Annotated in this window: 24 protein-coding genes and 5 pseudogenes; 12 read left to right on the top strand and 17 right to left on the bottom strand. The window is 58.7% G+C overall.

Translation table 11 applies throughout. From position 1 onward, the window contains the following. Positions 1-45 precede the first annotated feature (45 nt). From ACZYSM_RS03285 to ACZYSM_RS03295, 3 genes and pseudogenes are all read right to left on the bottom strand, one after another. On the bottom strand, positions 46-1,227 hold the full coding sequence (locus ACZYSM_RS03285) for a CaiB/BaiF CoA transferase family protein (RefSeq protein ID WP_489068803.1): 1,182 nt from the start codon (positions 1,225-1,227) through the stop codon (positions 46-48). 132 nt (positions 1,228-1,359) lie between these two features. Then, positions 1,360-1,926 (bottom strand): hypothetical protein, encoded by a 567-nt coding sequence (locus tag ACZYSM_RS03290; protein ID WP_489068805.1) that lies wholly within the window; start codon positions 1,924-1,926, stop codon positions 1,360-1,362. 75 nt (positions 1,927-2,001) lie between these two features. Continuing rightward, a pseudogene (locus tag ACZYSM_RS03295) lies at positions 2,002-2,211 on the bottom strand (DUF1302 family protein); the annotation flags it as partial. Between ACZYSM_RS03295 and ACZYSM_RS03300 the strand changes: the two are divergent. Beyond that, a complete protein-coding gene (locus ACZYSM_RS03300) occupies positions 2,182-2,661 on the top strand; it encodes a peptidase dimerization domain-containing protein (RefSeq protein ID WP_489068807.1) in 480 nt (159 codons plus the stop codon). The pseudogene ACZYSM_RS03295 and the gene ACZYSM_RS03300 sit on opposite strands and share 30 nt — an antisense overlap. A gap of 82 nt (positions 2,662-2,743) precedes the next feature. On the opposite strand, the gene ACZYSM_RS03305 is transcribed toward ACZYSM_RS03300, so the two are convergent. Beyond that, positions 2,744-2,947 carry a hypothetical protein gene (locus tag ACZYSM_RS03305; protein WP_489068809.1) on the bottom strand — a complete coding sequence of 68 codons (204 nt, stop codon included), beginning with the start codon at positions 2,945-2,947 and terminating at the stop codon, positions 2,744-2,746. A 257-nt stretch (positions 2,948-3,204) separates the two neighbouring features. Between ACZYSM_RS03305 and ACZYSM_RS03310 the strand changes: the two are divergent. Both ACZYSM_RS03310 and ACZYSM_RS03315 read left to right on the top strand, forming a co-directional pair. After that, positions 3,205-3,447: pseudogene (locus ACZYSM_RS03310) on the top strand (hydrolase); the annotation flags it as partial. Positions 3,448-3,805: 358 nt separating this feature from the next. Further along, positions 3,806-5,260, top strand: a complete 1,455-nt coding sequence (locus ACZYSM_RS03315) for an ArnT family glycosyltransferase (protein ID WP_489068811.1) — start codon at positions 3,806-3,808, stop codon at positions 5,258-5,260. 109 nt (positions 5,261-5,369) lie between these two features. On the opposite strand, the gene ACZYSM_RS03320 is transcribed toward ACZYSM_RS03315, so the two are convergent. Together ACZYSM_RS03320 and pmrG are read right to left on the bottom strand one after the other, a co-directional pair. Further along, complete coding sequence (locus ACZYSM_RS03320) at positions 5,370-5,705, bottom strand: hypothetical protein (RefSeq protein WP_489068813.1); 336 nt, start codon at positions 5,703-5,705, stop codon at positions 5,370-5,372. Positions 5,706-5,914: 209 nt separating this feature from the next. Further along, positions 5,915-6,532 carry a lipopolysaccharide core heptose(II)-phosphate phosphatase PmrG gene (gene pmrG / locus ACZYSM_RS03325; protein WP_489068912.1) on the bottom strand — a complete coding sequence of 206 codons (618 nt, stop codon included), beginning with the start codon at positions 6,530-6,532 and terminating at the stop codon, positions 5,915-5,917. Positions 6,533-7,180: 648 nt separating this feature from the next. Here pmrG and ACZYSM_RS03330 point away from each other — a divergent pair. After that, positions 7,181-8,059, top strand: a pseudogene (locus ACZYSM_RS03330) (methyl-accepting chemotaxis protein); the annotation flags it as partial. Positions 8,060-8,260: 201 nt separating this feature from the next. Next, positions 8,261-8,965: a methyl-accepting chemotaxis protein gene (locus tag ACZYSM_RS03335; protein WP_489068914.1), complete on the top strand. Its 705-nt coding sequence runs from the start codon at positions 8,261-8,263 to the stop codon at positions 8,963-8,965. 51 nt (positions 8,966-9,016) lie between these two features. On the opposite strand, the gene ACZYSM_RS03340 is transcribed toward ACZYSM_RS03335, so the two are convergent. Further along, positions 9,017-10,675: an N-acyl-D-amino-acid deacylase family protein gene (locus ACZYSM_RS03340; RefSeq protein WP_489068815.1), complete on the bottom strand. Its 1,659-nt coding sequence runs from the start codon at positions 10,673-10,675 to the stop codon at positions 9,017-9,019. Between the two features lie 187 nt (positions 10,676-10,862). Here ACZYSM_RS03340 and ACZYSM_RS03345 point away from each other — a divergent pair. Together ACZYSM_RS03345 and ACZYSM_RS03350 are read left to right on the top strand one after the other, a co-directional pair. Continuing rightward, positions 10,863-11,027 (top strand): annotated as a pseudogene (locus tag ACZYSM_RS03345) (lysozyme inhibitor LprI family protein); the annotation flags it as partial. 254 nt (positions 11,028-11,281) lie between these two features. Beyond that, the gene (locus tag ACZYSM_RS03350; protein WP_489068817.1) at positions 11,282-12,769 is read left to right on the top strand and encodes a SulP family inorganic anion transporter; all 1,488 of its coding nucleotides are present in this window, start codon (positions 11,282-11,284) and stop codon (positions 12,767-12,769) included. 134 nt (positions 12,770-12,903) lie between these two features. Here the strand turns inward: ACZYSM_RS03350 and ACZYSM_RS03355 are convergent. The 3 genes and pseudogenes from ACZYSM_RS03355 to mdaB all read right to left on the bottom strand — a co-directional run. Further along, a pseudogene (locus ACZYSM_RS03355) lies at positions 12,904-13,056 on the bottom strand (NAD-dependent epimerase/dehydratase family protein); the annotation flags it as partial. A 20-nt stretch (positions 13,057-13,076) separates the two neighbouring features. Next, complete coding sequence (locus ACZYSM_RS03360; protein ID WP_489068819.1) at positions 13,077-13,988, bottom strand: LysR substrate-binding domain-containing protein; 912 nt, start codon at positions 13,986-13,988, stop codon at positions 13,077-13,079. Positions 13,989-14,075: 87 nt separating this feature from the next. Then, on the bottom strand, positions 14,076-14,666 hold the full coding sequence (gene mdaB / locus ACZYSM_RS03365) for an NADPH:quinone oxidoreductase MdaB (protein WP_489068821.1): 591 nt from the start codon (positions 14,664-14,666) through the stop codon (positions 14,076-14,078). Between the two features lie 200 nt (positions 14,667-14,866). Here mdaB and ACZYSM_RS03370 point away from each other — a divergent pair, with 200 nt between their 5' ends. Next, complete coding sequence (locus ACZYSM_RS03370; protein WP_489068823.1) at positions 14,867-15,181, top strand: putative quinol monooxygenase; 315 nt, start codon at positions 14,867-14,869, stop codon at positions 15,179-15,181. On the opposite strand, the gene ACZYSM_RS03375 is transcribed toward ACZYSM_RS03370, so the two are convergent. Further along, entirely contained in the window at positions 15,171-15,935 is a 765-nt protein-coding gene (locus tag ACZYSM_RS03375; protein ID WP_489068825.1) for a sulfite exporter TauE/SafE family protein, read from the bottom strand. The genes ACZYSM_RS03370 and ACZYSM_RS03375 overlap by 11 nt on opposite strands. Before the next feature lie 234 nt (positions 15,936-16,169). Between ACZYSM_RS03375 and ACZYSM_RS03380 the strand changes: the two genes are divergently transcribed. The 3 genes from ACZYSM_RS03380 (at position 16,170) to ACZYSM_RS03390 (ending at position 18,131) form a co-directional block, all read left to right on the top strand. Continuing rightward, complete coding sequence (locus tag ACZYSM_RS03380) at positions 16,170-17,054, top strand: LysR family transcriptional regulator (protein WP_489068827.1); 885 nt, start codon at positions 16,170-16,172, stop codon at positions 17,052-17,054. Positions 17,055-17,120: 66 nt separating this feature from the next. Continuing rightward, complete coding sequence (locus ACZYSM_RS03385; RefSeq protein WP_489068829.1) at positions 17,121-17,696, top strand: NAD(P)H-dependent oxidoreductase; 576 nt, start codon at positions 17,121-17,123, stop codon at positions 17,694-17,696. A 63-nt stretch (positions 17,697-17,759) separates the two neighbouring features. Further along, a complete protein-coding gene (locus tag ACZYSM_RS03390) occupies positions 17,760-18,131 on the top strand; it encodes a MerR family transcriptional regulator (RefSeq protein ID WP_489068831.1) in 372 nt (123 codons plus the stop codon). Between the two features lie 34 nt (positions 18,132-18,165). On the opposite strand, the gene ACZYSM_RS03395 is transcribed toward ACZYSM_RS03390, so the two are convergent. Together ACZYSM_RS03395 and kynU are read right to left on the bottom strand one after the other, a co-directional pair. Continuing rightward, positions 18,166-19,578, bottom strand: a complete 1,413-nt coding sequence (locus ACZYSM_RS03395) for an amino acid permease (RefSeq protein ID WP_489068833.1) — start codon at positions 19,576-19,578, stop codon at positions 18,166-18,168. Positions 19,579-19,626: 48 nt separating this feature from the next. Then, positions 19,627-20,877 (bottom strand): kynureninase, encoded by a 1,251-nt coding sequence (kynU, locus tag ACZYSM_RS03400; RefSeq protein WP_489068835.1) that lies wholly within the window; start codon positions 20,875-20,877, stop codon positions 19,627-19,629. Positions 20,878-21,097: 220 nt separating this feature from the next. Here kynU and ACZYSM_RS03405 point away from each other — a divergent pair, with 220 nt between their 5' ends. Further along, positions 21,098-21,571, top strand: a complete 474-nt coding sequence (locus tag ACZYSM_RS03405) for an Lrp/AsnC family transcriptional regulator (protein ID WP_489068837.1) — start codon at positions 21,098-21,100, stop codon at positions 21,569-21,571. A 126-nt stretch (positions 21,572-21,697) separates the two neighbouring features. Here ACZYSM_RS03405 and ACZYSM_RS03410 read toward each other — a convergent pair whose 3' ends face one another. From ACZYSM_RS03410 to benA, 4 genes are read right to left on the bottom strand one after another with little or no spacing between them, the layout of a single operon-like run. Then, a complete protein-coding gene (locus tag ACZYSM_RS03410) occupies positions 21,698-22,477 on the bottom strand; it encodes a 1,6-dihydroxycyclohexa-2,4-diene-1-carboxylate dehydrogenase (RefSeq protein WP_489068839.1) in 780 nt (259 codons plus the stop codon). Positions 22,478-22,504: 27 nt separating this feature from the next. Then, positions 22,505-23,518 (bottom strand): benzoate 1,2-dioxygenase electron transfer component BenC, encoded by a 1,014-nt coding sequence (gene benC, locus ACZYSM_RS03415; protein WP_489068841.1) that lies wholly within the window; start codon positions 23,516-23,518, stop codon positions 22,505-22,507. 10 nt (positions 23,519-23,528) lie between these two features. Then, positions 23,529-24,017, bottom strand: a complete 489-nt coding sequence (benB, locus tag ACZYSM_RS03420) for a benzoate 1,2-dioxygenase small subunit (protein ID WP_489068843.1) — start codon at positions 24,015-24,017, stop codon at positions 23,529-23,531. Further along, positions 24,017-25,375: a benzoate 1,2-dioxygenase large subunit gene (gene benA / locus ACZYSM_RS03425; RefSeq protein WP_489068845.1), complete on the bottom strand. Its 1,359-nt coding sequence runs from the start codon at positions 25,373-25,375 to the stop codon at positions 24,017-24,019. The genes benB and benA overlap by 1 nt, the downstream gene beginning before the upstream one ends. Positions 25,376-25,404: the final 29 nt, after the last annotated feature.

Raw genomic sequence — 25,404 nt, forward strand, 5'->3', positions numbered from 1 at the left:
GCGGGTGGGAGTTGGTTATCAAGAACGGAGTCCACCCCCTGGACATCAGCCGATAGCCTTGGCCGCGTTCAACTCCGTGATCTGCACCGCCGAATAACCTAGCGCCTGCAAGACCTCTTCGGTATGAGCACCGAGCGGTGAGCCTATATGCCGTGGCGCCGGTAGCCCACCCGAAAACTTGATTGGACAGGCGATCTGCTGTTGCGGGGCATGGCCGTCACGGGGTACCTGGGTGACCATCCCCCGGGCTTTTAACTGAGGGTGTTCTGCGGCCTCTGACATGCTCAGCATTGGCTCGACGCAGGCATCCATCGCCGAGAAACGCTCGCGCCACTCGGCAAAGTCACGCTTCTCGAACTCACTCTGGATCTCTCGCTTGAGCGCGCGTTGCTCTTCCAGTTTTGGCGATAAACCCACCGCGGCCAGTTCTGGACGGCCAAGGCCTGCGCAAAGCTGCTGCATAAACTGCGGTTCCAGGCTGCCGACCGAGAACCAGCGACCATCGCGCGTGCGGTAGTAGTCGTAGAAGCTACCGCCGTTCAGTGCCTGATTCTCCATCTCCGGCTCCACGCCACACGCCAGGTAGCCGGCCCCGGACATGGCATGCAGGCTGAAGACGCAGTCGGTCATGCTGATGTCGACCTGCTGGCCCTCACCGGTCTGCTGGCGTTGAATCACCGCCGCCAGCAGTCCCATCACCCCGTGGAAGGAGCCACCGGCAATGTCCGCCGCCTGAATTCCTAACGGCAGTGGCCCGGTTTCGCGGCGCCCCGTGTAGCTGGCGAGACCGGCCAAGGCCAGGTAGTTGATGTCATGCCCGGCACGGTCCTTGTAGGGACCGGTCTGCCCGTAGCCGGTAATCGACACGTAGATAAGCCTGGGATTGATCGCTTTGAGCGCCTCATAACCCACTCCGAGTTTGTCCATCACCCCTGGACGGAATTGTTCGAGGACGATGTCGTATTCAACCACCAACTGCTTGACCACCTCGACCGCTTCCTGTCGTTTGAGATCGAGGGCAATGCTGCGCTTATTGCGGTTGAGGTAGGCATGACTGGACGAGGTTCCTCCATCATACGGCGGCAGTACGCGGAGCAAATCCACCCGCGTTGGCGATTCGACACGCAGCACCTCGGCGCCCATGTCAGCCAGCAGCAACGAGGCGAATGGCCCCGGCAGCAATGTGGAGAAATCGAGAATTTTCAGTGAAGACAGCGGGCCTTTCATGGCGGCTCCAGATCAAAATAGCGAGGCTGCATTCGGCACCGCGTTCGTGCCTGCGAAGTAGACGGAGTAAAGCCGATTTAGCGAACCTGGCAAAGCCAGAGCCAGGTTCACTTCGCTCTATCCAGTCTATGGTTACTCCCAATGTAATAGCCGGTCACCTGACAAGCCGCTGGCGCACTCGGCGAAACGCGTTTCCAGCACATTGCGACGAATCTTCATGGTCGGCGTCATGCACCCGCTATCGATCGTCCAGGGCTCGCGCATCAACAGCAAATGGCGGATGCGCTCGTGCGGCTCCAGTCGAGCATTCAACTCATGCAGGGTGTTCTCCAGATCGCTTTCGACCTTCTCTCGCGCGGTGGCACGGGCGGCCGGCGTCAGTTCGATCAACGCCAGCGGCTGGTCCATCCCACTGCCCATCAGGCAGACCTGCTCGACCCAGTTGCTCTTGGCGATCTCGCCCTCGATCGGCGCCGGCGCCACGTACTTGCCCTTGCTGGTGTTGAAGATGTCTTTCTCCCGCCCGGTGATGCGCAGGTAGCCGTCAGCGTCTATCTCGCCCTTGTCGCCGGTATGCAGCCAGCCGGCGCGCAGAGTCTCGGCCGTCTTCTCCGGCTCCAGGTAATAGCCTGTCATCAGAGCACGGCTGCGAAACAATATTTCACCATTCTCGGCGATGCGGACTTCGTTATCCGGCATCGCTCGACCGACAGTGCCAAAGCGCACCTGCGCCGGTAGGCAGAAACTGCCATAACCTCACCTAGATATTGGGGCTTAGAAACTCACATTTAAGCTGGCCGCGAGGAAGTCGCGGTCGGTATTGGTGTTGAAGTCGCCGCCATAGAAGTCGGTGTAGCTGATGGTTGCCGTGTATTTGGACAGGTAGTCAGCGTTCAGGCAGATGCTTATTGCCTTGTTACCTTACTGGAAGGTCGGCCCGTAACCTTTCACGTCATGGGAGAACGCCATGTTTGGCCGCAGGTTACCAATGACTTAGAGGGTCCGACGGCGAGCTTCCTTGACAGCATCGCCCCAGGTCAGGGGTTCACCTTACGCCTGGTGCCCGCCAACCGCTGGTTGCTCGGCCCACTGGTGGCTAGCAGTCTGGGGCAAGCGCCCGCCAGTGCCGCTCAGTTGCGCACGGTGATTTCGCCGACCCTGGTCAGTGGCGGCATCAAGGACAATGTCTTGCCGTCGCAAGCCGACGCCGTTGTCAACCTGCGCATCCATCCACGCGACAGCATTGCGAGCGTACGCGATCACGTCATCGCGGCGGTCAATGACCCGCAAGTGACGATCAAGGTCTTGCCCGGCGCCCGCGAGCCGTCGGCGATTTCCGACATCAATGGCGAGGCTTACCGCTACTTCAGCCAGACTATCCGCGACAGTTTCGGCTCCACCCTGGTGGCGCCCAACCTCACCGTGGTGAGATAGCGCCTCGTCTGCGATCCCATACTGCAATCGAATTCTCGCATTCGGCGTCATGAACCCTGCTGACGTCGGCGGTATCGGCCGATTAATGAAGTGTTTGCACGGGGCCGCCCAGTACCCGACGTTTATATTCATGCACTGCGGCCATGAGTAATTCCGCATCGAGGCGTAGGCGTTCGACTTCCTCGGCCGGCTTCATTCCTTTCGCTTCGCTATACCGGCGCACTGCTTGAAATGCCTGCTGCACTAGCGGCTCACACGTCGCAATTTTCTCGTTAAGGTCTTCCACACTGACTTCCTATGCTGATCATTTGGTCAAGGCCGTATGGCCGCCTCGCGCGCCAGCCCAGCTATTCGAGATCGGTCATACGCTGCTGCCAGCTTTCCCGCTCTTTTGTCAGCCCGCAGGAACAGGCCGGAGAGCACCAAAAGCATCTAATCTTTTCATGGAAAGACGTCCGCCACTATCGGACAATTCTGAAAAAATATTTAAGTCGTTAGATCATCTACAAAATGCCGCCGCTGCTATCAACTCCCGTTCGTACCCACGCGCCCTCCCCTGAAACTATCGAATACCTGAACAGCCTGAACGTGGACCGCGCGCTCGTGTGTAGCCTTCAGACGGAGAGCTGCTGCCTGGCGGCTGGGTTTGCGCTGTTTGATACGAGTCTTCAGCCGACGTTGATTGCGGAGTTGACGGTAGGTTCGTCGCTGAATCGGACGGAAGGGTTGGAGGTCAGGATTTGGCAACATCACTTCAAGCACACCGTGGAATTGAGTGAGGTGTGATGGAAAGCTAATGCCGACGTATCCTCAGCTCGCCAAACAAGATGGAAATTGGGTACAGGCCACGTTTCTGATTTGGATGATCGAGTCAAAACCCAATTAGTCGTGGTCTTTCCCCATTTATCCCCCCAACCAGCGCGGGCGCTTCCTGGGTCCAGGAGGTTGTATCGCATAGCGTGCGATCATCAGAAAAGGTTCACTCTGGGGCGTTGCCGGCAAGGCATTGAGAACATAGGCGTCAACGGGCCGAGCGACTACATCACACGAGTTGTTCACACTTTGTTGAGAACTCCTCCCGTATACTTTCCCGAATGCCTGAATGTTCTTCGGCCCTATTCCTTTCCTTGGTAGCCAGAAGCCTATGTCTCGACCTGCCCCACTCTTATTCCTACTCACTTGCCTGTTGTTCTTTTTTGCCCTTGGCAATCACCAGCTGCAAGGCTCTACCGAAGCCCGGGTCGCCGGGATTGCAATGGAAATGCATCTGGATAACGACTGGGTGACACCCCGATTATTTGGCGAACCCTTTTTGGAAAAGCCGCCGCTGAGCCTCTGGATCGACGCCGGGGCTATCCGTGCGTTTGGCGGCACGCCTTGGGCAGTGCGGCTGGCCTCGGCCTTCGCCGGGCTGTTTAGCGTGATGTTGCTGTACACCATGCTGCGCAAGTTTGGTCGGCCGACAACCGTGGCCTGGGCCGCGGCCATTATGCTGGCGACCATGGCCAGTTATTGGAGCAATGTTCGCGGGGTGGGTGAGGATGCGCTACTTAGCCTTGGCGTGACGATGGCCTTGTTGGGGTTTTTTCAGGCTAACCGGCGACAGGCTGAACAACAGTCGACCATGGCGACCTGGTTGCTGTTCGCACTGGGCATCGCCATCGCAACCTTGAGTAAAGGTGTGCTGGGGCTGGCAATGCCGGGGGTGGTGATCTTCTGCTATCTGGTGGCCGACAGCTTCATCGAGAAACGCCTCAAGCTCTCGGACTGGTTACGCCCGGGCCTAATGACCTTAATCGGTCTGATCCCCTTGGCGATCTGGCTTTACATGCTCTACCAGAGAGGCGGTTTGCAGGCGCTGGGGGAAGTCTTGTGGACCAACAGCATCGGGCGCTTCGGCGGCTCGTTTGAATTGGCCGGACACTACGAACCGTTCTACTACTATCTGGCCAAGCTGCCAGAGGCCTTTCTGCCATGGAACATTCTGGTGTACCTGGGCCTTTGGCATTTCCGCAAAAGCTTGATGCAAAATCGTTACCTGTTGTTTTTCACCCTTTGGATGCTCGCGCAGTTCACCTTGCTGTGCTTCGCGTCCAGCAAACGCACGGTGTACCTGATGTCGCTGACGCCCGCCGCTGCCGTGCTGGCGGCCGAGTATGGTTCGGTGCTGTACGAGCGTCTGCGCGGACACACCAGCGCTACGACGTTTATCGGCAAGCTTGCCCGGCACCGCAAAGGCCTGGTGGTTGGCGTGCTGAGCCTGGTGATTTGCATCTACCTGGCGGCCGCGCAATGGGCTGCGCCCCACGCAGACCGCAAATTGTCCTTCCTGCCGCTGACCACGCAAATTCAAACAATGCAGGCCAACGGGCAAGACGTCGCGCTGTACCAGGCCAATGAACGCACGGCCGGAGCCAGCGTGTTTTATACCCAAAGCCGACTCAAGGGGTTGGAGACCGAAGCTGAGCTGAGTGAATTTCTCACGGTATCACCTAATCATGTGGCGCTCATGGCCAGTAATACTGAACCAGCAGCCCCCTTGAAAGTGCTGAAAAAAATGCAGGTGGGGAAACAGGATTATTATTTCGTTGGGCAATAGTCCGACAGCCCCACGCTAACTGCAGGCAAAAAAAACGGCACCTTCATCAGGTGCCGTTTTTTTTAGATTTCGCCAGAATCAAACGCGCTTTTCCTGGCGAATCAATCCATCACTGAACGTTCTTGAGCTTGACCACATCACCGGAAATCGTAGTGGTGTAACCGGTCAGGACCCAAGCCCAGAACCAGTTTTCCTGAACCTGAGTATTGATCATCGCATCGCCGCCCTTGGCTTCGATCGCAGCATTCTGCGCGCGGACAAAACGGTCGTTCTGCCGAATCGGGATGACGCCAAACAACAGAAGACCGGTGGCTTTCGCTTCGCTGTGGCCGACTACGGTGTATTGGCTGCTATCCAGGTGCTGGGTTTTCATCGCGGTGCCCGTGCAACCGCTGACGGCCAGGGCAAATAACAGAGAGGCGACGACTTTGCTTGCGTACTTCAAGGGGAAACTCCATGGCGAATAGCTCGGGATTCATTTCTCAAGCCCGGCGTACTCTAACGGCATTAGTAGCCAATTAACATCACCCAGTTCAACAAAGAAATCCTGGCACGCAGACAAAAGACGGTGTTCACCAACCCGTCCAGCCTGCCATCCGATGCCTGCCTTGGAGCGTCAGCCAACGGACCGGTTGGAGAGACAAACCTATCTCGTTAGTTGGTAACAACTGAATGCCAGTCGGACGCGTCAATAATCCCGAGCATCTGAGGCTTTCCAGTAGCCCCCGCAGTTGAAATAAACAGCGATGCGCCATAGCCCGGCGTCGGTGACGCAAACTTCATGTCTTTTTCAAGTTGCGACATGCACTCGCTGTGCGTCACCAGAATCAGATTCCGGCCGGCAACCTTATGGCTCAGGGCATCGTTCAACATGCGACCTTTGCAGTTGATCAGCCAATCCTGGGCCACGCTGAGCTTATTGAACATGAAGGAAGACGTCTGCGCCGTGCGGGTCGAAGGGCTGTGATAGATATCAGCCTTGTCCAGACCCAAATGTTCAAATTGCGAACCTAGAGCGACGGCGACGTCGCGGCCGCGTTCGGTAATACCATCGGCACTGCCAAGGCAAGTGGCGCTGGAGTGATCACAACGCTCAACGTGACGAACCAGAACAATCATCTCGCCCTTGGTCCAATCCGCCCTTAGTTGCGCTACCCCAGAGGCGTTGCCATGGGCCAGATCGGGTATTGACGCAGGTCTAAAAAGAAAAACAGTCAGCGCAATAACAAACAGCACGGACAACAGTACGACGGCAACATTTCTATATTTCATAGTGCCACTCAAGCCAAGTAAGCGCCTATCGCGACCACGACCAAGTCTTGGTTCCGCGATCAGGCTGCCCCTGTGGTGAATAATCGATAAGCGAGCCGTGCCAAACGTACAAAGCACCCTTGGCAACTGCGCTACTGAAAACGAGCGAGCCGTGATCCGGGCGCCCAAGCAACCGAAGACCATAGAGGGCGTGACATCGGGCCCCGGTGAAATGAATGTGAAAGAAATATTAAAAGGTGAGTACGTCTATTCACCGATAACTATCGCCCCCTATCCGCCGTGACAGAGCAACCATAGGCGCTCCTTGAACCCTTAAGGATCTCTGCAGGTGGTTATGCGTAGCACGCAATAGAGACAGCACGCCGTCATCGCCAATGAAGACAGGACAAAAACCGTTTCAGCTCTCGCTTTTGCTGCCGATACATCACTGCGACAAAACCTTGCTGGCTCAAAAAACAACAACCTTCCAGCCAACTGACGACCAACACTCGCACTGTTCCTGGAGGAATTTCAATGAATAGCTGGTTCGGCAATATCAGTGTCAACCTGAAACTGGGCCTGGGCTTCGGCCTGGTACTGGCGCTCACCACGGTCCTGGCCCTGACAGGCTGGACCAGCCTTGGCAGCCTGATCGATCGCAGCAACTGGATGAGCGACATCACCCAGCTGAACGCTGGTTTGACCAAACTGCGTGTCAGCCGTTTGCAGTACATGCTGACCGACGGCGACGAGACCGCCGCGCAGAATGTGCAAACCACCCTCGACGGGTTCGTTGCCCAGCAACAATCCCTGCTCAATAGTTTCAAGAGCCCGGAAAACCTCAAGCTGCTCAAACAGCAGAGCGCGACCATCGGCGCTTACCAGCAATCGCTGAACAAAATGCGCAGCGCCTACCGCGCCGGCAACGCCGCTCGCCAGGCCATGGGCGACAACGCCGAAACCGCCAACACGCTGATCACCTCGATCAACACCCGTGTGCAGCAAATGCCATTGAGCGACCAACGTTTCGAGCAGTTCCAGGCCATCACCCAGGCCAAGGAAGAGTTCCAGCTCGCCCGCTACGAAGTACTCGGCTACACCGGTAATACCAACGCTGAAACCGAACAAAAAGCCGTCGCCCAACTGAACGCAGCCATCGCCGGTTTGAACGATCTCAACGTGCATTTCAGCAGCACCCAGCAGGACGCCCTGCGTCAGTTGGAAAGCGCCATGACCAGCTACCGCAGCGCGCTGCTGGCCTATAAAGCCGCTAACAGCGATGCCGTTCAGGCCCGCAAGGAAATGACCGAGCAAGGCAATGACATCGTTGCCCGCAGCGATGAGCTGTACCAGATCCAGCTGGACCGCCGCGATGCCGAAAGCGCCCAAGCCCGTAGCCTGCAACTGATCAGCACCTTGCTGGCGTTGCTGGTCGGCATTCTGGCCGCCGTGATCATCACCCGGCAGATTACCCGCCCGCTGCGCGAAACCCTGGCCGTGGTCGAGCGCATCGCCTCGGGCGACCTGACCCTGGACGTGCGCGTCACCCGTCGCGACGAGCTCGGTGTGTTGCAGCAAGGCATTGCGCGAATGGGCGTGACCCTGCGCGACCTGATCAGCGGCATTCGCGATGGCGTCACGCAAATCGCCAGCGCCGCCGAAGAGCTGTCGGCCGTCACCGAACAAACCTGCGCGGGGGTTAACAGTCAGAAGATTGAGACCGATCAGGTCGCCACCGCCATGCACGAAATGACCGCCACCGTGCAGGAAGTCGCGCGCAACGCCGAGCACGCCTCACAAGCCGCCGCCGACGCTGACGGCCAGGCCCGCGAAGGTGACAAAGTGGTCGCTGAAGCGATCGCGCAGATCGAACGCCTGGCCACTGAAGTTGAGCGCTCGACCGACGCCATGAACGTGCTGCAACAGGAAAGCGACAAGATCGGCAGCGTCATGGACGTGATCAAAGCCGTGGCCGAACAGACCAACCTACTGGCGCTCAACGCGGCCATCGAAGCCGCCCGCGCCGGTGAAGCCGGTCGTGGTTTCGCGGTGGTCGCCGATGAAGTCCGTGGCCTGGCTCAGCGCACGCAAAAGTCCACCGAAGAAATCGAAGGACTAATCGCTGGCTTACAGAACGGTACCAAGCAAGTAGCTGTGGTGATGAACAACAGCCGCAGCCTGACGGACAGCAGCGTCGAGCTGACCCGCAAGGCCGGCACCTCGCTGGAAAACATCACCCGCACGGTGTCGAACATCCAGTCGATGAACCAGCAGATCGCCGCTGCCGCCGAGCAACAAAGCGCCGTGGCCGAAGAGATTAGCCGCAGCATCATCAACGTACGCGACGTGTCCGAACAGACCGCCGCCGCCAGCGACGAAACCGCTGCGTCGAGCATTGAACTGGCGCGGTTGGGCAACCAATTGCAGATGATGGTCAGCCATTTCCGGGTTTGACCTGATCGCGGGTAAATGATCGTTCCCACGCAGTGGGAACGATCAAATTCCTCAATGAAACCCCAACCGCAAATCCCCTTCCCGCGCCAAAAACTTCCCTTCCCTGCGCCCAGTCGCCTGGCCATCCACATAACTGCGCACGCCGTTAACCCATACGCCATCAATCCCCTCAGCCGCCCGCTGCGGGTCGCTGAAGTCGGCCACATCACGCACCCGCACAGGATCAAACAACACCAGATCCGCCCAATGCCCTTCGCGGATTTCGCCACGCTCGGCCAGGCCGAATCGTGCAGCCGAAAGCCCGGTCATTTTGTGCACGGCGGTGTGCAGTGGGAACAGCCCCACATCGCGACTGAAATGCCCGAGCACCCGCGGGAAAGCCCCCCACAAACGCGGATGCGGGAATGGGTCTTCTGGCAAACCGTCGGAGCCGATCATCGATAACGGGTGCGACAGGATGCGCCGCACATCAGTCTCGTCCATGCCGTAATACACCGCACCGGCCGGTTGCAGGCGACGGGCCGCGTCCAGCAGCGGCATGCCCCATTCGGCGGCGATGTCCATCAGGTCACGGCCGCCCACTTCAGGATGGGGTGTCGACCAGGTGATGGTGATGCGAAAAGCGTCGGTGACTTGTTTGAGGTCCAGGGTCGAAGAGCTCGCCGCATAAGGATAACAATCACAGCCCACCGGATGGCTCAGCGCCGCGCGTTCCAGGGATGCGAGAAGTTGCGGGCTGCGGCCCCAGTTGCCGGCACCGGCGCACTTGAGGTGGGAGATAATCACCGGGGCTTTGGCGTGACGGCCGATCTGGAATGCTTCGTCCATGGCCTCCAGCACCGGTTCGAATTCGCTGCGCAAATGAGTGGTGTAGACCGCACCAAAATCCGTCAGCTCTTCGGCCAGTTGCAACACCTCATCGGTCTCGGCCGAAAAGGCACTCGCATAGGCCAGTCCTGTGGATAAGCCCAAGGCGCCCGCCTCCAGACTCTCGCGCAGTTGCTCACGCATAGCGCTGATTTCGCCGGGTGTGGCGGTACGATAGAGGTCGTCCAGGTGATTGCTGCGCAACGCGGTATGACCCACCAGTGCCGCCACGTTCAGGGTCGGGTTGGCCGCTTCGACCGCGGCGCGGTAGTCGCTGAAACTCGGGTAGACGAAAGCGCTGGCGGCACCCAGCAGGCTCATCGGATCCGGCGGCTCGCCGCGTAAACTGACCGGCGAGGCGCTGATCCCGCAGTTGCCGACGATCACCGTGGTCACGCCCTGGCTGAGCTTGGGCAGCATCTGCGGCTGACGGATCACCACGGTGTCGTCGTGGGTGTGCACGTCGATAAACCCCGGCGCCAATACTCGCCCGGTCGCGTCGATTTCCTCGTCAGCGCAAGCACCGTTCAGGTCACCGATGCGTTGAATGCGGCCATCCAGAATCGCCACGTCGGCGAGGTAACCCGGCGTGTTAGTGCCGTCGATGACCAGGGCATTGCGGATCAGCGTGTCGTACTTCATTTCAGTCTCCCAGCGGCAGGCAATCAGCGCCGCCGCGGTAGTGGTCCAGCGCCAGTGTAATCCTGCGCAAACGCTCTTGGTTGTCTTCAGGCTGAGCCAGCGCCAGCTCGGTGGCAAGCACATCAATGCGGCGAACAGCCAGCCCATCAGCAGCGGCGACAGATGGAATTCGTGGGCCAAGCCGACGATCTGATCGGTCACGCCTGCGTCCACCAGAATCCGGTTCAGACCACCGGCAGCAGAATGGTCGCCATGGTTACAGCGCAACTCGGCAGTTTAGTGCGCGGTTCGCGGTCGATGAACTGACGTTCCAACGGGTTTTCCGCCGGCAGGTGTTCTTACATGGAATTGACTGGGCGGCCGAACGCGGGATTGGGGGGGTTGGCTTAGACTGCAGACCGTCCAGCGGACGTGGATCAAGTAACGCGACGTCAATTACGGGTTTATCAGCACACTGACGGGTGGAACCATCGATAGCCTCAACGCAAGTTCTTGCATCCTGGAAATGACCAAGACTCGGGCGCAGGAGCTGGAAAGTCTGGTTGGGCCTTGAACGATTGAACTGAATGTGTGCGATCAGTCATCAAATCGCCCCCTCACCCTAGCCCTCTCCCCATATGGGCGAGGGGGCAGACCGAGCCGTTTTTTCGAGCGACTGAGACCTGAAATACTGCGTCGAACAAAGAAGCCTGTGCATTGCGATTCACGCCCGGTCGCACGCCCCGACTCACTCCCGTAAACTCCCGCCTCCACGCATTTGTTACTGAAAAAATCTGCGCACTCCCTCGCTCGGCCCTGGACACCTCGATGCTCTCAACCGTTAAACAACACTGGTTTTCCAACATCCGCGCCGACGTGCTGGCGGGTCTGGTGGTCGCCCTCGCGCTGATCCCCGAAGCTATCGCCTTTTCGATCATTGCCGGGGTCGATCCAAAAATTGGTCTGTATGCCTCATTCAGTATGGCGGTAGTGATCGCGTTCGCCGGTGGTCGGCCGGGGATGATTTCCGCCGCAACGGGCGCCATGGCGTTGTTGATGGTGACGTTGGTCAAAGATCACGGCTTGCAATATCTGCTGGCGGCCACGCTGCTGTGCGGCGCACTGCAAATCGTCGCCGGGTTTCTCAAACTTGGTTCGCTGATGCGCTTCGTTTCGCGCTCAGTGGTCACCGGTTTCGTCAACGCGCTGGCGATTCTGATTTTCATGGCGCAATTGCCGGAACTGACCAATGTCACCTGGCATGTCTACGCGATGACCGCCGCCGGCCTTGGGATCATCTACCTGTTCCCTCATGTGCCGAAGATCGGCAAGGTCATCCCTTCGCCGTTGGTGTGCATTCTGGTGCTGACCGGCGTAGCGATGTGGCTGGGGCTGGATATCCGCACCGTCGGCGATATGGGCGCGCTGCCGGACACCTTGCCGATTTTCCTCTGGCCTGAGGTGCCGCTGAACCTTGAGACGCTGAAGATCATCTTCCCGTACTCGGCAGCCATGGCGGTGGTCGGTCTGCTGGAGTCGATGATGACCGCGACCATCGTCGATGAAATGACCGATACCCCGAGCGACAAAAACCGCGAATGCAAAGGCCAGGGCCTGGCCAATATCGCCACAGGTTTACTCGGCGGCATGGGAGGTTGCGCCATGATTGGTCAATCGGTGATCAACGTGAAATCCGGCGGCCGCACGCGATTGTCAACCTTGATTGCCGGCGTCGGGTTGTTATTCATGGTGGTTTTTCTCAGTGACTGGGTCAGCCGCATTCCGATGGCCGCGCTGGTGGCGGTGATGATCATGGTTTCCATCGGCACCTTCAGCTGGGACTCGCTGCGCAACTTCAAGCGCTATCCGCTCTCGACCAATATCGTGATGATGGTCACCGTCGCCGTGGTGGTTGGCACTCATAATCTGGCTTATGGCGTGTTGGCCGGGGTGTTGCTGGCGGCGATGTTTTTCGCCAACAAGATGGGGCATTACCTGAAGGTGGAATCACAGCTCGATGCGGCGAACAATCAGCGCATTTACAAGGTGATCGGCCAGGTGTTCTTCAGCTCCGCCGACAAATTCAGTGCCGCGTTCGACCTCAAGGAAACCCTGCCCAAAGTCTGCATCGACCTGACCCACGCGCACTTCTGGGACATCACTGCCGTCGCTGCGTTGGACAAGGTGGTGCTCAAGTTGCGCAGCGCTGGCGCCGAGGTTGAAGTGCTGGGATTGAATGAAGCGAGCGCGACCCTGGTGGATCGCTTTGGCGTGCATGACAAGCCGGACGGAATTGAGCGGTTGATGGAGCATTGATTGGGGGTTAGCCCGTTGTTTCAGCGGCGCAATTGAAACCGCTTCGCGAGCAAGCCCGCTCCCACAAGGACAGCGCAATACCTGTGGGAGCGGGCTTGCTCGCGATGGCCTCACCGCGGTTTTGAGCGAACGCCTCACACCATCTCGTTGCGAATCCACTCCACCACCGGCGTACGCTTAGGCGCCCAGCCGAGCAATTCACGGGCATGTTTGCCGCGAACCCGGCTATTGGAGCCCAGGCCGTAGTTGGCCATTTCATAACCCCACTCGGCATCGGCATCGGCCAGTCTTGCGCAGAGATCACGAATCAGCCTTCAAACACCGTCATGGCATAGGCCGCCAGCTTGCTCTGAATGAAGTCGAGGAAGCACTGAATGCGCAACGCCAGCTGCGAGTTACGGTAGTACACCGCGTTGATCGGTTGGCGATAACCGCTATTGGCTTCGGCCAACACCACCGTCAAGCGACCGGCCTTGATGTCATCAATGGTCATGAAGTGCGACAGGCACGCAATACCTTGCCCCTCCAGCGCCAGATGGCGCAAGGTTTCACCACTGGACGCGGATATTCCCGGCTGAATCTGCCAGCGATCACCTTGGGCATGGCGCAACGGCCAATGATTGAGGCTTTCGGTCTGGGTGAAACCCAGCAACGAATGCCCGGCCAGTTCCGCCACGGTGGCCGGCGTGCCGTGTTTCTCCAGGTACTCAGGGCTGGCGAGGATGTGCAACGGGCTGCAACCCAACGAACGGGCATGCAAGGTGGAGTCCGCCAACGGCCCGATACGAATGGCGATATCGGTGCTTTGTTCCAGCAAATCGATGATCAGATCGTTGCTGTTGAGCTCCAGCTGGATGTCCGGGTACAGCGTGCGAAATTCGCTGATGTACGGCACGATCGCGTGAAGCATGAACGGCGAGGCGGCGTTGATTCGCAGACGACCTGACGGCGTTTGCTGGCGTGAGGACAAGCGCTCTTCGAGGTGATCCATTTGTTCGAGAATCCGCTTGGCGTGCTCGAAAAAATACTTGCCCTCTTCGGTCAGGTCCATGCGCCGCGTGGTGCGGTTGATCAGCGTGGTGTCGAGCTTGGCCTCGAGCCGCGACAGCGTACGACTGACCGCCGAGGGTGTTTGCCCGACCTGTTCGGCCGCAGCCGAAATCGAACCGCACTCAATCACGCAGACAAAAATCTGCAACTCATCGGATCTGGCTTTCACGTGTGTCCTCTTTGTCGCATCAATGCGCAGCAAAATCTTTTCAGCGGTAACCACCGATATTAGCCGGATGTCACACAAAAGGAACGCTTACGCCGGCAGGTTGAAAACCTCGGTCAGGTGCTGCTCGTAGCGGGCAACATCGGCTTCGATGGCCGGACGCTTCATCACATCAACACAGAGGAAAGTCGGCAGACCGGTCATGCCGAGGAAGGTGTTGGCCTTGTGGAACGGGAAATACACCGCATCCACACCCTTGGCTTCGAAGAAGTCAGTCGGATCGTCGAAGGCTTGCTGCGGGGCGTTCCAGGTCAACGAAAGCATGTATTGCTTGCCCTGCAACAGGCCGCCGCTGCCGTACTTTTGCGAAGCATCGGAGCGAGTGCGGCCATCGCTGGCATACAGGCTGCCGTGGCCTTCGGTGAAGACTTCGTCGATGTACTTTTTGACGGTCCACGGCGCGCCCATCCACCAGCCCGGCATCTGATAAATGATCACGTCGGCCCAGACAAACTTCGCCACTTCCTCAGCAAGGTCGTAGCCCTCGTCGATATGGGTGACTTTCACATCAACACCGCCGCGATCCAGCACGCTCAACGCGGCGGCATGCAGCGTCGAGTTGTAGCGGCCGTCGGAGTGGGCGAATTGCTTGCCGCCGTTGAGCAACAGTACTTTTTTCATGGGGGGCCTCATCAGGGTCCAATCCGCAGCGCTGTGGATAAGTCGCTGGATTGAGAAGGTTAAACGTTGATGACGGCAGGGTATCGATGGAGCGCTCAAGGAATAAGCCCGAAGTCGTCAAAATACATTTGACCCATACGCACGAATCTTCATTTGATTGTTGCCGTAGACTTTTCGAACCCAGACTTGAGGAGATCTATATGAGCGACTTGCACGGTTTTATCTTGCACGCCAAAACCAGACCGGAAAAAGCCGAAGCATTCGAAGCGCTGTTTCGCGCGTATGTCGAACCGAGTCGCGCCGAGCCCGGTTGCATCGAGTACCACATGCTGCGCGACCAACAGGACCCGACGCTGTTTATCTTTTACGAAATCTGGCAATCCCGGTCGCATCTGGACGTGCATTCGAATCTGCCGCACATGAAGCAGTTCTTCGAGCAGCGCATGGATTATCTGGAACGCGACTTCGATATCCGCCGCATCGACATGCTCAGCCCATCGTCAGCTAGCCGCTGATCAACAGATGGCCGCCGAGCAATCCAAGGCCAATGAAGAACACCCGTTTGAACAGCACGGCGCTGATTCGCTGGCGTAACCATTGCCCCAGCAACATACCCAGCACGGCCGGCATGAGGGCGAGCAGCGAAGCACTCAACTCGCCGCCGCCCAACGCCCCGCGCCAAAACAGGCCGGCGGCCAGCGCCAGTGTGGAAACGGTGAACGACAGGCCCAGCGCCTGCACCAGTTCATCCTTGTTCAAACCCAATGCTTGAAGATACGGCACAGCCGGAATCACGAAGACTCCGGTGGCCGAAGTGATGATGCCGGTCAGTACGCCGCAGACCGGGCCGAGCCAGCATTCGGTACGGGCGTCTACGCGCAGTGTCGGCAAGAACAAACCGCTCAGGGCATAGAGCAGTAATGCCGCGCCCAACGCCCGCACCACCCAACTCCCGCCCTCGATACCCAACCACAGCGTACCCAACCCGGTGCCGATAAAGATCGCCAGCAGCATCGGCCACAGCCGTTTGATCAACGAACGCAAATGGCCACCGAAGGTCAGTTGCCAGACATTGGTCAAGGTCGCCGGAATGATCAGTAGCGCCGCAGCCTGCGCCGGAACCATAGCCAGACCGAGCAGGCCCATGGCGATGGTCGGCAGGCCAAGGCCGATGACGCCTTTGATCGTGCCAGCCAGCAGAAATGTGCCAATGACCAATAGTGACAAGGCCAGACCGAGATTTTGGTAGAACGCGACAAGTGTCTTCATGGCGCTATTCTGGACCCCGTGATTGACCTTGAAAATCTGCCATATACTGAGGCAGCCTCTTGCGCAGCAAGAGCCTTAAATCTCGCAGAGATCTGCGGCACATGTCCCTGCCTCTTCGCGGGCAAGCCTCGCTCCTACAGGCACACCGTAAACCCTGTAGGAGCGAGGTTGCCCGCGAGACATAGGAGCCGCCACAGTCAATCCAGACCAGCAACCCACTTTTCAGGCCCCCACATGCACTTCGACCTGACCGATCTGCGGCTTTACCTGAACATCCTCGACGCCGGCAATATCACCGCCGGCGCCGCCCGCAGCCATCTGTCGCTGGCGGCGGCGAGTGCGCGGATTCGGGCGCTGGAAGCTTCGCTGGGCACGCCCTTTCTCGAACGCGGACGCCGTGGCGTCAGTCCCACTCCGGCCGGCAAGGCCTTGGCCCAACATGCCCGCGTGTTGCTGCAACAGGCCGAACGCATGCAACAGGATCTGGCCGAGTACGCCAAGGGGGTCAAAGGTCAGGTGCGGTTGTTGTGCAACACCACGGCAATCACCGAGTACCTGCCAGAATTGCTCGCGGATTTTTTGCGCAGCCATCCCAACCTCGACATTGACCTGCAAGAACTGCCAAGCCAGCGTATTACTCACGCACTGCGTCAGGGCGCGGCCGACCTTGGCATCGTCTCCGACGCCGTGGACACCCACGACCTTGAGACCCGGCCCTTTCGCGATGATCCGCTGGTGCTGATCATGCCGCCCGATCATCCCTTGGCCGATGGCGGGCCACCGGGTTTCAGCGACACTTTGCTTCACGATTACGTCGGTCTGACCGCCAATAGCGCACTGGCGGTGTACCTGGAAGAACAGGCGCTGCACGCGGGTGTGCGCATGCAAATCCGCATCCGCGCCGAAGGCTTCGACGGGGTGATCCGCATGGTCGCTCGCGGCGCTGGCGTAGCCATTGTGCCGCTGGCCGCGATCCAGCGCAGGGCCGTTGATCAGCGGCTCAAGAGCTTCGCGCTGAAGGAAGACTGGGCGCAGCGAAAACTGCTGCTGTGCGCACGCTCATTCGACAGCCTGCCCGGTTATGCCCGAACCCTGCTTGAGGCGCTACTCACTGCGTGAGGCAATCTTGACTCTCCCCTTACGGGCAGACTTTACCCTGAGGGCTTCACGTTCAGGAGCAGTCTGATGAGCAAACGAATACTGGTGATTCTCGGCCACCCTTCTAGCGACAGCTTCTGTAGCGCGCTCACCGACAGCTACGTGCAGGCTGCGCAAAGTGCCGGGCACGAGGTACGTCAATTGCGCCTGGGCAAACTGAGCTTCGACCCGGTTTTGCGCGAAGGCTACAACCAAATCCAGCCACTGGAGGCCGATCTGCTGCAAGCCCAGACGGATATCACCTGGGCCGAGCATCTGGCGTTTATCTATCCAATCTGGTGGGGTGGCATTCCGGCGTTGCTAAAAGGGTTTTTCGACCGGATTTTCCTGCCGGGCTTCGCCTTCAAATACCGCGAAGGCAAAGCCTTCCCGGACAAACTCCTGCAAGGCCGCACCGCCCATCTGCTGGTGACCATGGACACACCACCCTGGTATTACCAATGGGTCTACCGCATGCCCGGGCTACACCAGATGCGCAAGACCACGCTGGAGTTCTGCGGTATCAAACCAACGAAGACCCTCACTTTCGGGCCGATTCTCGGTTCGAAAGCACCGCAACGGGAAACGTGGCTCAAGCAAGCGCAGGCTATCGCCAGCCGTTGAATCTCCCGGATAATGCGCCAGCCTTTTTGGCGCATTCAGGGACATTCATAAAAGGGATTTTTCATGTATATCGGCAAAGTCGCGCAGCTGTCGGGAACGACGGTCAAGAGCATCCGTCATTACGAGGACATCGGCTTGTTGCCTCAAGCAGCACGCCAGGGCAAATACCGGATCTACACCCAGCAAAGCGTCGAGCTGCTGTTGTTCATCAAATGCGCCCAGCAACTGGGCTTCAAGCTCAAGGAAATGCAGGCGATGTTTGAACAACACCGAGGCGAGGCACTTCCCTGGGAGCTTGCTCAAGTCGCTATTGCGGACAAGAAACGCGAGCTGATGGACAAAATCGGCGGCCTGCAACAGCTCCACGCCGGGCTGGTCGCGTTCGAAGCCAGCCTCGAAACTGCTCAGGATCAATGCCGGCTCGGCAACCTTTGAAAGCCGCCGGTCCAGCAGTGCGCGCCTCCTCCTTCTAAACCTTTGGCAACGGGTTCAACACCACGGCAGCCTTGGGTTTTCTAAAGAAGATCCAGTAGACGACCGTGAGAATCAGTAGGAAAGGCACACCAAATACCAGTGTCATCTTGAAGGCATCGGTGAAGTAGGTGGTGATCATCACAGCGCCCATCAGCACCAGCCCCAGCAACGTGGTGTAGGGGAACAGGCGCATGCGGAAGGACAACTTCCGCTCGCCGTTACGCTCGTGGTAACGACGGAAACAGTAGTGGGTCAGGAAGATCATGAACCAGGTGAAGATGGCGCCGAACATGGAGATCGCCATCATCAAGGTGAAGGAGCTTTCCGGATACACCACATTCAGCAACGTTGCCAGCGCAATGCCCGAACTCGACAGCAGCAACGCATTGAGCGGAATCCCGGTTTTGCTCAACGCCCCCATGGACTTGGGTGCATAGCCACCACGGGACAGGCTGAACATCATGCGCGTGGTGATGTAGAGCTGGCTGTTCATCGCCGACAACGCGGCGATCAGAATCACGAAGTTCATCACCCCGGTCGCACCGGGAATACCAATGGTCTGCATGACGGTGACGAACGGGCTCTGGGCATGGCCGGCCTGAACCCACGGCACAATCGCCAGCATCAGAGCCAGGGTCAGCAAGTAGAAGACCACCAGCCGCACGATGGTCGCGCGAAAGGCCTTTTTCACCGCCTGCTCCGGGTCCTGCGCCTCACCGGCCGCCACCGCGATCATCTCCACGCTCAAGTAGCTGAAGATCGAAACGATCACCGCAATCCACATCCCTTGCAGACCATTGGGGAAGAAGCCGCCGTGGGCCGTGTAGTTGTGCACGCCGTAATCCGGGTTGCCGGAACCAAACACCACATACACCGCGAGGATGATGAAGCCGACAATCGCACCGATCTTGATGGTCGAGAACCAGTACTCAAAGGTCCCGAAGGTCTTCACGCTGATGGCATTGAGCACGATCAGGATGCTCGAGAACGAGACGATCCAGATCCATTCAGGCACGTTGGCAAACCAGTACTTCATGTACATCGCGACCGCCGTCACTTCCGTGCCTACCGCTAACACAATCGCCGCCCAATAGGCATACCGCACCAGGAACCCGGCCAGTGGGCTGACATAGAATTCGGCATAGGCGCCGAACGAGCCGGAGGTCGAGTGGGCCACGGTCATTTCCGCCAGACAGCCCATCAACAGCAGCGTGATGATCGCGCCAATGGCATAGCTGAGCAGAACGCTCGGCCCGGCATAACCAATGGCGTAGGCACTGCCCATGAACAGCCCGGTGCCAATCGCACCGCCAATGGCGATCATGCTCATCTGACCCGATGTGAGCTGGCGCCTGAGGCCGTGTTCACGATTGGAAATCGCTTCGAAACCCTTTTCGGAGGTGGTCACTATGTGTGCCCCTTTTTATTGTGATTGCACGGATACAAAACCTTGACGTCACGTGACGCTATGGCGGATCTGGAACTGCTGTTGTGACCAGGTTTTCTGATCGAGAATTTCGCCGAGGATCTGCACCGCATCCCAGACCTCGGTGAAGGTCGTATACAGCGGGGTGAAGCCGAACCGCATGATCCGCGGCTCTCGGTAGTCACCGATCACCCCTCGGGCGATCAAGGCCTGGATCACCGCGTAACCTTCGGGATGTTCGAAGCTGACATGGCTGCCGCGCCTGGCGTGTTCGCGCGGGGTGATCAGGGTCAGCTCGTGAGCGGCGCAACGCTGCTCGACCAGTTGGATGAACAGGTCAGTCAGTGCCAGGGACTTGGTGCGCAAACTGGCCATGTCGGTCTGGGCGAAAATATCCAGACCGCACTCCACCATCGCCAATGAGGTGATCGGCTGGGTGCCGCACAAATAACGGGCAATGCCGCTGCTCGGCTCGTAGCGAGACTCCATGGCGAACTGCCGCGAATGGCCGAACCAGCCAGACAGCGGTTGCGCAACCAGATCGCACAGCTCAGGCGAAACCCAGACAAAAGCTTGCGAACCCGGGCCGCCATTGAGGTACTTGTAGGTGCAACCGATGGCATAGTCGGCGCCCGCCTGATGCAAGTCGACCGGCACCGCGCCTGCGGAGTGCGCCAGGTCCCAGATGGCCAGCGCGCCACACTCATGGCTCAACGCGGTCAGGGCCTGCATGTCGTGCATGTAGCCGGTCTTGTAGTTGACGTGGGTGAGCATGACCACCGCAGTGTCCTGGTCAATCGCTTGCGGCAACTCTTCGGGACTGTCGACCAGACGCAGGGTGTAGCCCTGCTGCAGCATGTCCGCCAAGCCTTCGGCGATATACAGGTCGGTCGGGAAGTTGCTGGTCTCGGTGACGATCACCCGCCGCGTCGGCGCCCGTGTGGCCTGCACGCGCAGGGCGGCGCTGAGCACCTTGAACAGGTTGATCGAGGTGGTATCGGTCACCACCACTTCACCGTCACCGGCTCCAATCAGCCCCGCCAATCGATTGCCCAGACGCTCTGGCAAGTCGCGCCAGCCGGCGCTGTTCCAACTGCGGATCAGGCCATTACCCCATTCTTCGGCGATCACCGCCTGAGCACGCGCCAGCGCTGCGACCGGGCGAGCGCCCAAGGAGTTGCCGTCGAGGTAGATCACGCCTTCGGGGAGCGCAAACTGCTGACGCAGAGGAGCCAGAGGGTCCTGCGCATCAAGCGCCAGGCAATCGTTTTTTGTAGTCATTGAGTGTCCTGTTTTTTGAATGACGTGCCGTCCGGGCAGATCGCGATGGTCGGGTCTGGCATGGGTGTGAGAGTCGTGTTTCAGGCGCTGTTTGCGCCTTCACGGTGAGGAGATAATGAACGAAGTATTGGAGAATTTTCGTGCAAAGTAAGCGGCCATATAGTAGTTATCTCGAAGAAAATTCGAATCCAACTCAAATAAACGCGAATTTATTCCAACCATGAATCTCGACTCGACAGACCTGCGAATCCTGCATCACCTGCAACAGGATGGCCGTATCAGCAATCAGGAATTGGCGGAGAAAGTCGCACTCTCGCCGTCGGCCTGTTTACGCCGTTTGCGCCTGCTGGAAAGTGAGGGAATCATCACCGGCTATCGCGCAGTGCTGAACGCCGAACGGCTGGGAATCGAACTGGAAGCCATCGTCCACGTGTCATTGCGACAGGACGTCGAGGACTGGCACGAGACCTTCATCAAGAAGGTGCAATTGTGGCCGGAAGTGGTCACTGCGTACGTGATTACCGGGGCGAGCAATTATGTGCTGCGGGTCCAGGCGCGCAACCTGAAACACTTCTCGGATTTCATCGTCAACCAGCTGAATCGCACCGCTGGCGTCACCGATATCCGCTCGGAAATCGTGCTGCAGAAAATCAAGGAGCGGGAGGAGTTGCTGGATCTGGTTGTGCGTAAGTGAGTGTAGGAGCGAGCTTGCTCGCGATAGCATCACCGCGGTCATTCAGATATACCGCGGTGCCCGCATCGCGAGCAAGCTCGCTCCTACATTGGATTTTCTTTGCCTCAAGCCCGTGCTTGCAGGTGATCAACCCTGATCACCACCACCCACCGGCAGTGTCATACCGGTGATGTAGGACGCCTCGTCCGAGGCCAGAAACAATATCGCCGCAGCCTGTTCATCGACCGTGCCGTAGCGCTTCATCAGGCTGCTATCGCTGGTTTGATAAACGATCTGCTGGTACCAGATTTTTTCTTGAGGCGATTGCTCGGCACTGTTGCGCGGGATGCGTCGGGGCGGTGCTTCAGTGCCGCCGGGAGCAGTGGCATTGACCCGGATTCCGCGTTCGGCGGTCTCGAAGGCCAGGCATGCCGTCAGCGCGTTCACCCCTCCTTTGGCCGCGCCGTAGGGCACGCGATTGATGCTGCGGGTAGCAATCGACGACACGTTGACGATGGCCCCACTGCCCTGCTCCAGCATGTACGGCAAGGCGGCATGACAGCACCAGAGTGTCGGGAACAGCGAGCGCTGCACCTCGCTCATGATCTCTTCTGGTTTGTAATGCTCGAACGGCTTGGCCCAGATCGTCCCGCCGACATTGTTGACCAGAATATCCAGCCGACCGAAGCGCTCGATAGCCTGGGCCATGACCCGGCTGCACTCTGTGTATTGCTCAAGATCGGCGGTCAGCGCCAGCACTTCGCAGCCAGCCGCCAGCTCATCGCGCAACTCGAAAATCAATTCCGAACGATCGACCACCACTAGTCGCGCACCTTCGGCAGCCATGCGCTCGGCCACGCGTCGGCCAATGCCCTGGGCTGCGCCGGTGATCAATGCAACCTTGCCGGTGAAACGTGAAATGCTCATGTCATCTCCTCAACCATGGGATTGGATTCAGGCCGCGCTGGCAGCGAATTTCTCGTAGTAGAAGTTCGCTGGCGCAATGCCCTGTTCGGCCAGGTAACGGCTGACCCCATCGACCATCGGCGGTGGCCCGCACAGGTAAACGTCGACATCACCGGCGTTGAGATGCTGGGGTTCGATATGTTGGGTGACGTAGCCCTTGAGCGGATGGCCGCTGTCTGGATTGGCAACGCAGGCGCTGAAGCTGAAGTTTGGAATGCTGGCCGCGAACGCTTGCAACCGCTCCAGTTCCACCAAATCGTGGTCGTTGGTCACGCCGTAGATCAGGTGCAACGGATATTCGCTGCCCTGCTCGGCAATGCGTTCAAGCATCGCGGTAAAGGGCGCCAACCCGGTCCCGCCCGCCAGCAGCAGCAACGGCCGACGGATTTCCCGCAGGTAGAAGGAGCCCAAGGGACCGGCAAGGTTGATCGAGTCGCCCGCCTTGGCCAATCCCGTAAGGAAACTGCTCATCAGCCCGCCCGGCACATTGCGGATCAGGAAACTGACCTCGCCGTCGTGTTGCAGCGAACTGAAGGAATAGGCACGGGTTTGCTCGCTGCCGGGCACTTGCAGATTGACGTATTGCCCCGGCAGGAACGCCAGTTTGCTCAGCGCTTCACCCTTGATCGACAGCGAAAGGGTGCTGTCGGAGAGCTGGCGAATCTGGCTGATGGCGGCGTTGTAACTGGTCTGCTGGGTGCGACAAACGTCCGAGGACACCGGCACTCGCACCACACAATCGCTTTGCGCGCGCATCTGGCAGGTCAGCACGTAGCCCTGTGCTGCCTCATCCTCGCTGAGCGCGTCTTCGATGTACTCATCGCCCAGATCATAGCGACCAGCTTCAGCGAAACACTTGCAAGTACCGCAGGCGCCGTCGCGGCAATCCAGCGGAATGTTGATACCTTGACGATAGGCTGCGTCGGCGACAGTTTCGCCGACATCTGCGGCGATGAAACGGGTCACCCCGTCTTCGAAATTCAATGCAATTTGATGGCTCATGGCGGCGGCCTCACAGATGGTAGATGTCGATGACCTGACGGACGTAATCGTTCTTCAGGATGACTTTCTTGGCCTTGATCAGTGGGGTCTCGCCACGCACGTCGAGGGTGTAGAAACTGCTCCCGAAATAGCTGTCCACGGTCTTGTAGCGAAAGCTCAGGGTGTGCCAGTTGAAACGCACCTTGCACTGGCCATCGGCGACTTCCAGCAACTCGATATTGCTGATGTTGTGGGAGGTCCGGGTGTCCGGCACGCTGGCGCTGGAGCGCTCGGTCTTGATCCGAAAGACCCGGTCCTCGAGACCACCACGGTTGCCGTACCAGATCAGCGAAATTTCTTTCTGCGGGTCTTCGGTCAGTTCGTCGTTGTCGTCCCAGGACGGCATCCAGAACGTCGCGTCGCCAGCGTAGAGTTCCAGCCAGTTGTCCCAGTCCTTGTCGTCCAGGTAACGCGCTTCGCGGTAGAGGAAGTCACGCACCGCATCATGGGAAATGCTCATCACACGGCCTCCACAGGGATGGTTTTCGACTGTTCGGCGGCCAGTGCCTTGAGCATGGTTTCCTGCCAGTACTTGTGCTGCAGCACGAACAGACCTTCGTCTTCGGTGCGCACGCCACTGAGCAGTGGATGCAGATCGATTTCCTGTGCGGCCGGATCAGCGCCTTCGACCCAATGCATGGCGCCGCGAGACATATCGTTCCAGCCAGCACTGCCCTGATAGCCCACTTGGCAGGAGCGGAATTCTTCCAGGTCATCGGGGGTGGCCATGCCACTGACGTTGAAGAAATCTTCGTATTGGCGAATGCGCTTGGAGCGGGCGTCATCGCTCTCGCCTTTGGGGGCGATGCAATAGATGGTGATTTCAGTACGGTTCACCGAGATCGGCCGGGCGATGCGGATCTGCGAGCTGAACTGGTCCATCAAATAGACGTTGGGGTACAGGCAGAGATTGCGCGAGTTTTCGATCATCCAGTCGGCGCGAGCCTGACCGAAGTCCTTCGCCAACTCATCGCGACGCTCGTACAGCGGACGGTCTTCAGGGTTGGACCAGCGGGTCCAGAGCAGCATGTGACCCTTGTCGAAGGAGTAGAAACCGCCGCCCTGCTTGGCCCAGCTGCCGGCGCTCATGGTCGGATTGCAGTCGCCGGCCTCGCGCTGTTTACGCTGGTTCTGGGTGGCTGCGTAGTTCCAGTGCACGGAGCTGACGTGATAGCCGTCGGCGCCGTTCTCAGCGGTGAGTTTCCAGTTGCCTTCGTAGATGTAGCTGGACGAACCGCGCAGCACTTCAAGGCCGTCGGCGGACTGATCGACGATCATGTCGATGATCTTCGCCGACTCACCGAGATGCTCGGCCAGCGGCAACACGTCAGCATTCAGGCTGCCGAACAGAAAACCGCGATAGGACTCGAACCGCGCGACCTTGGTCAGGTCGTGGGAGCCTTCGCAGTTGAAACTCGACGGATAGCCCGCTTCGGACGGATCCTTGACCTTGAGCAGCTTGCCGGAGTTGTTGAAAGTCCAGCCATGGAACGGGCAGGTATAGGACGCCTTGTTACCGGTTTTGTGTCGGCAAAGCATCGCGCCACGGTGGCTGCAGGCGTTGATGAACGCATTGAGCACGCCGTCCTTGTTCCGGGCGATAAAGATCGACTGGCGGCCCATGGTGGTGGTGTAAAAATCGTTCTTGTTGGGGATCTGGCTCTCGTGGGCCAGATACAGCCAATTCCCTTCGAAGATGTGTTCCATCTCCAGATCGAACAACCGCGGGTCGGTGAACATCTCTCGCTTGCAGCGGTAGACGCCTTGTTCCGGGTCTTCTTCAAGCAGTGAATGAAGGTATTCAGGTCGCAAAGACATGGTCACAGCCCTCCGTTGTTTTTGTTCAG

It is taken from the genome of Pseudomonas sp. F220, assembly GCF_057813935.1.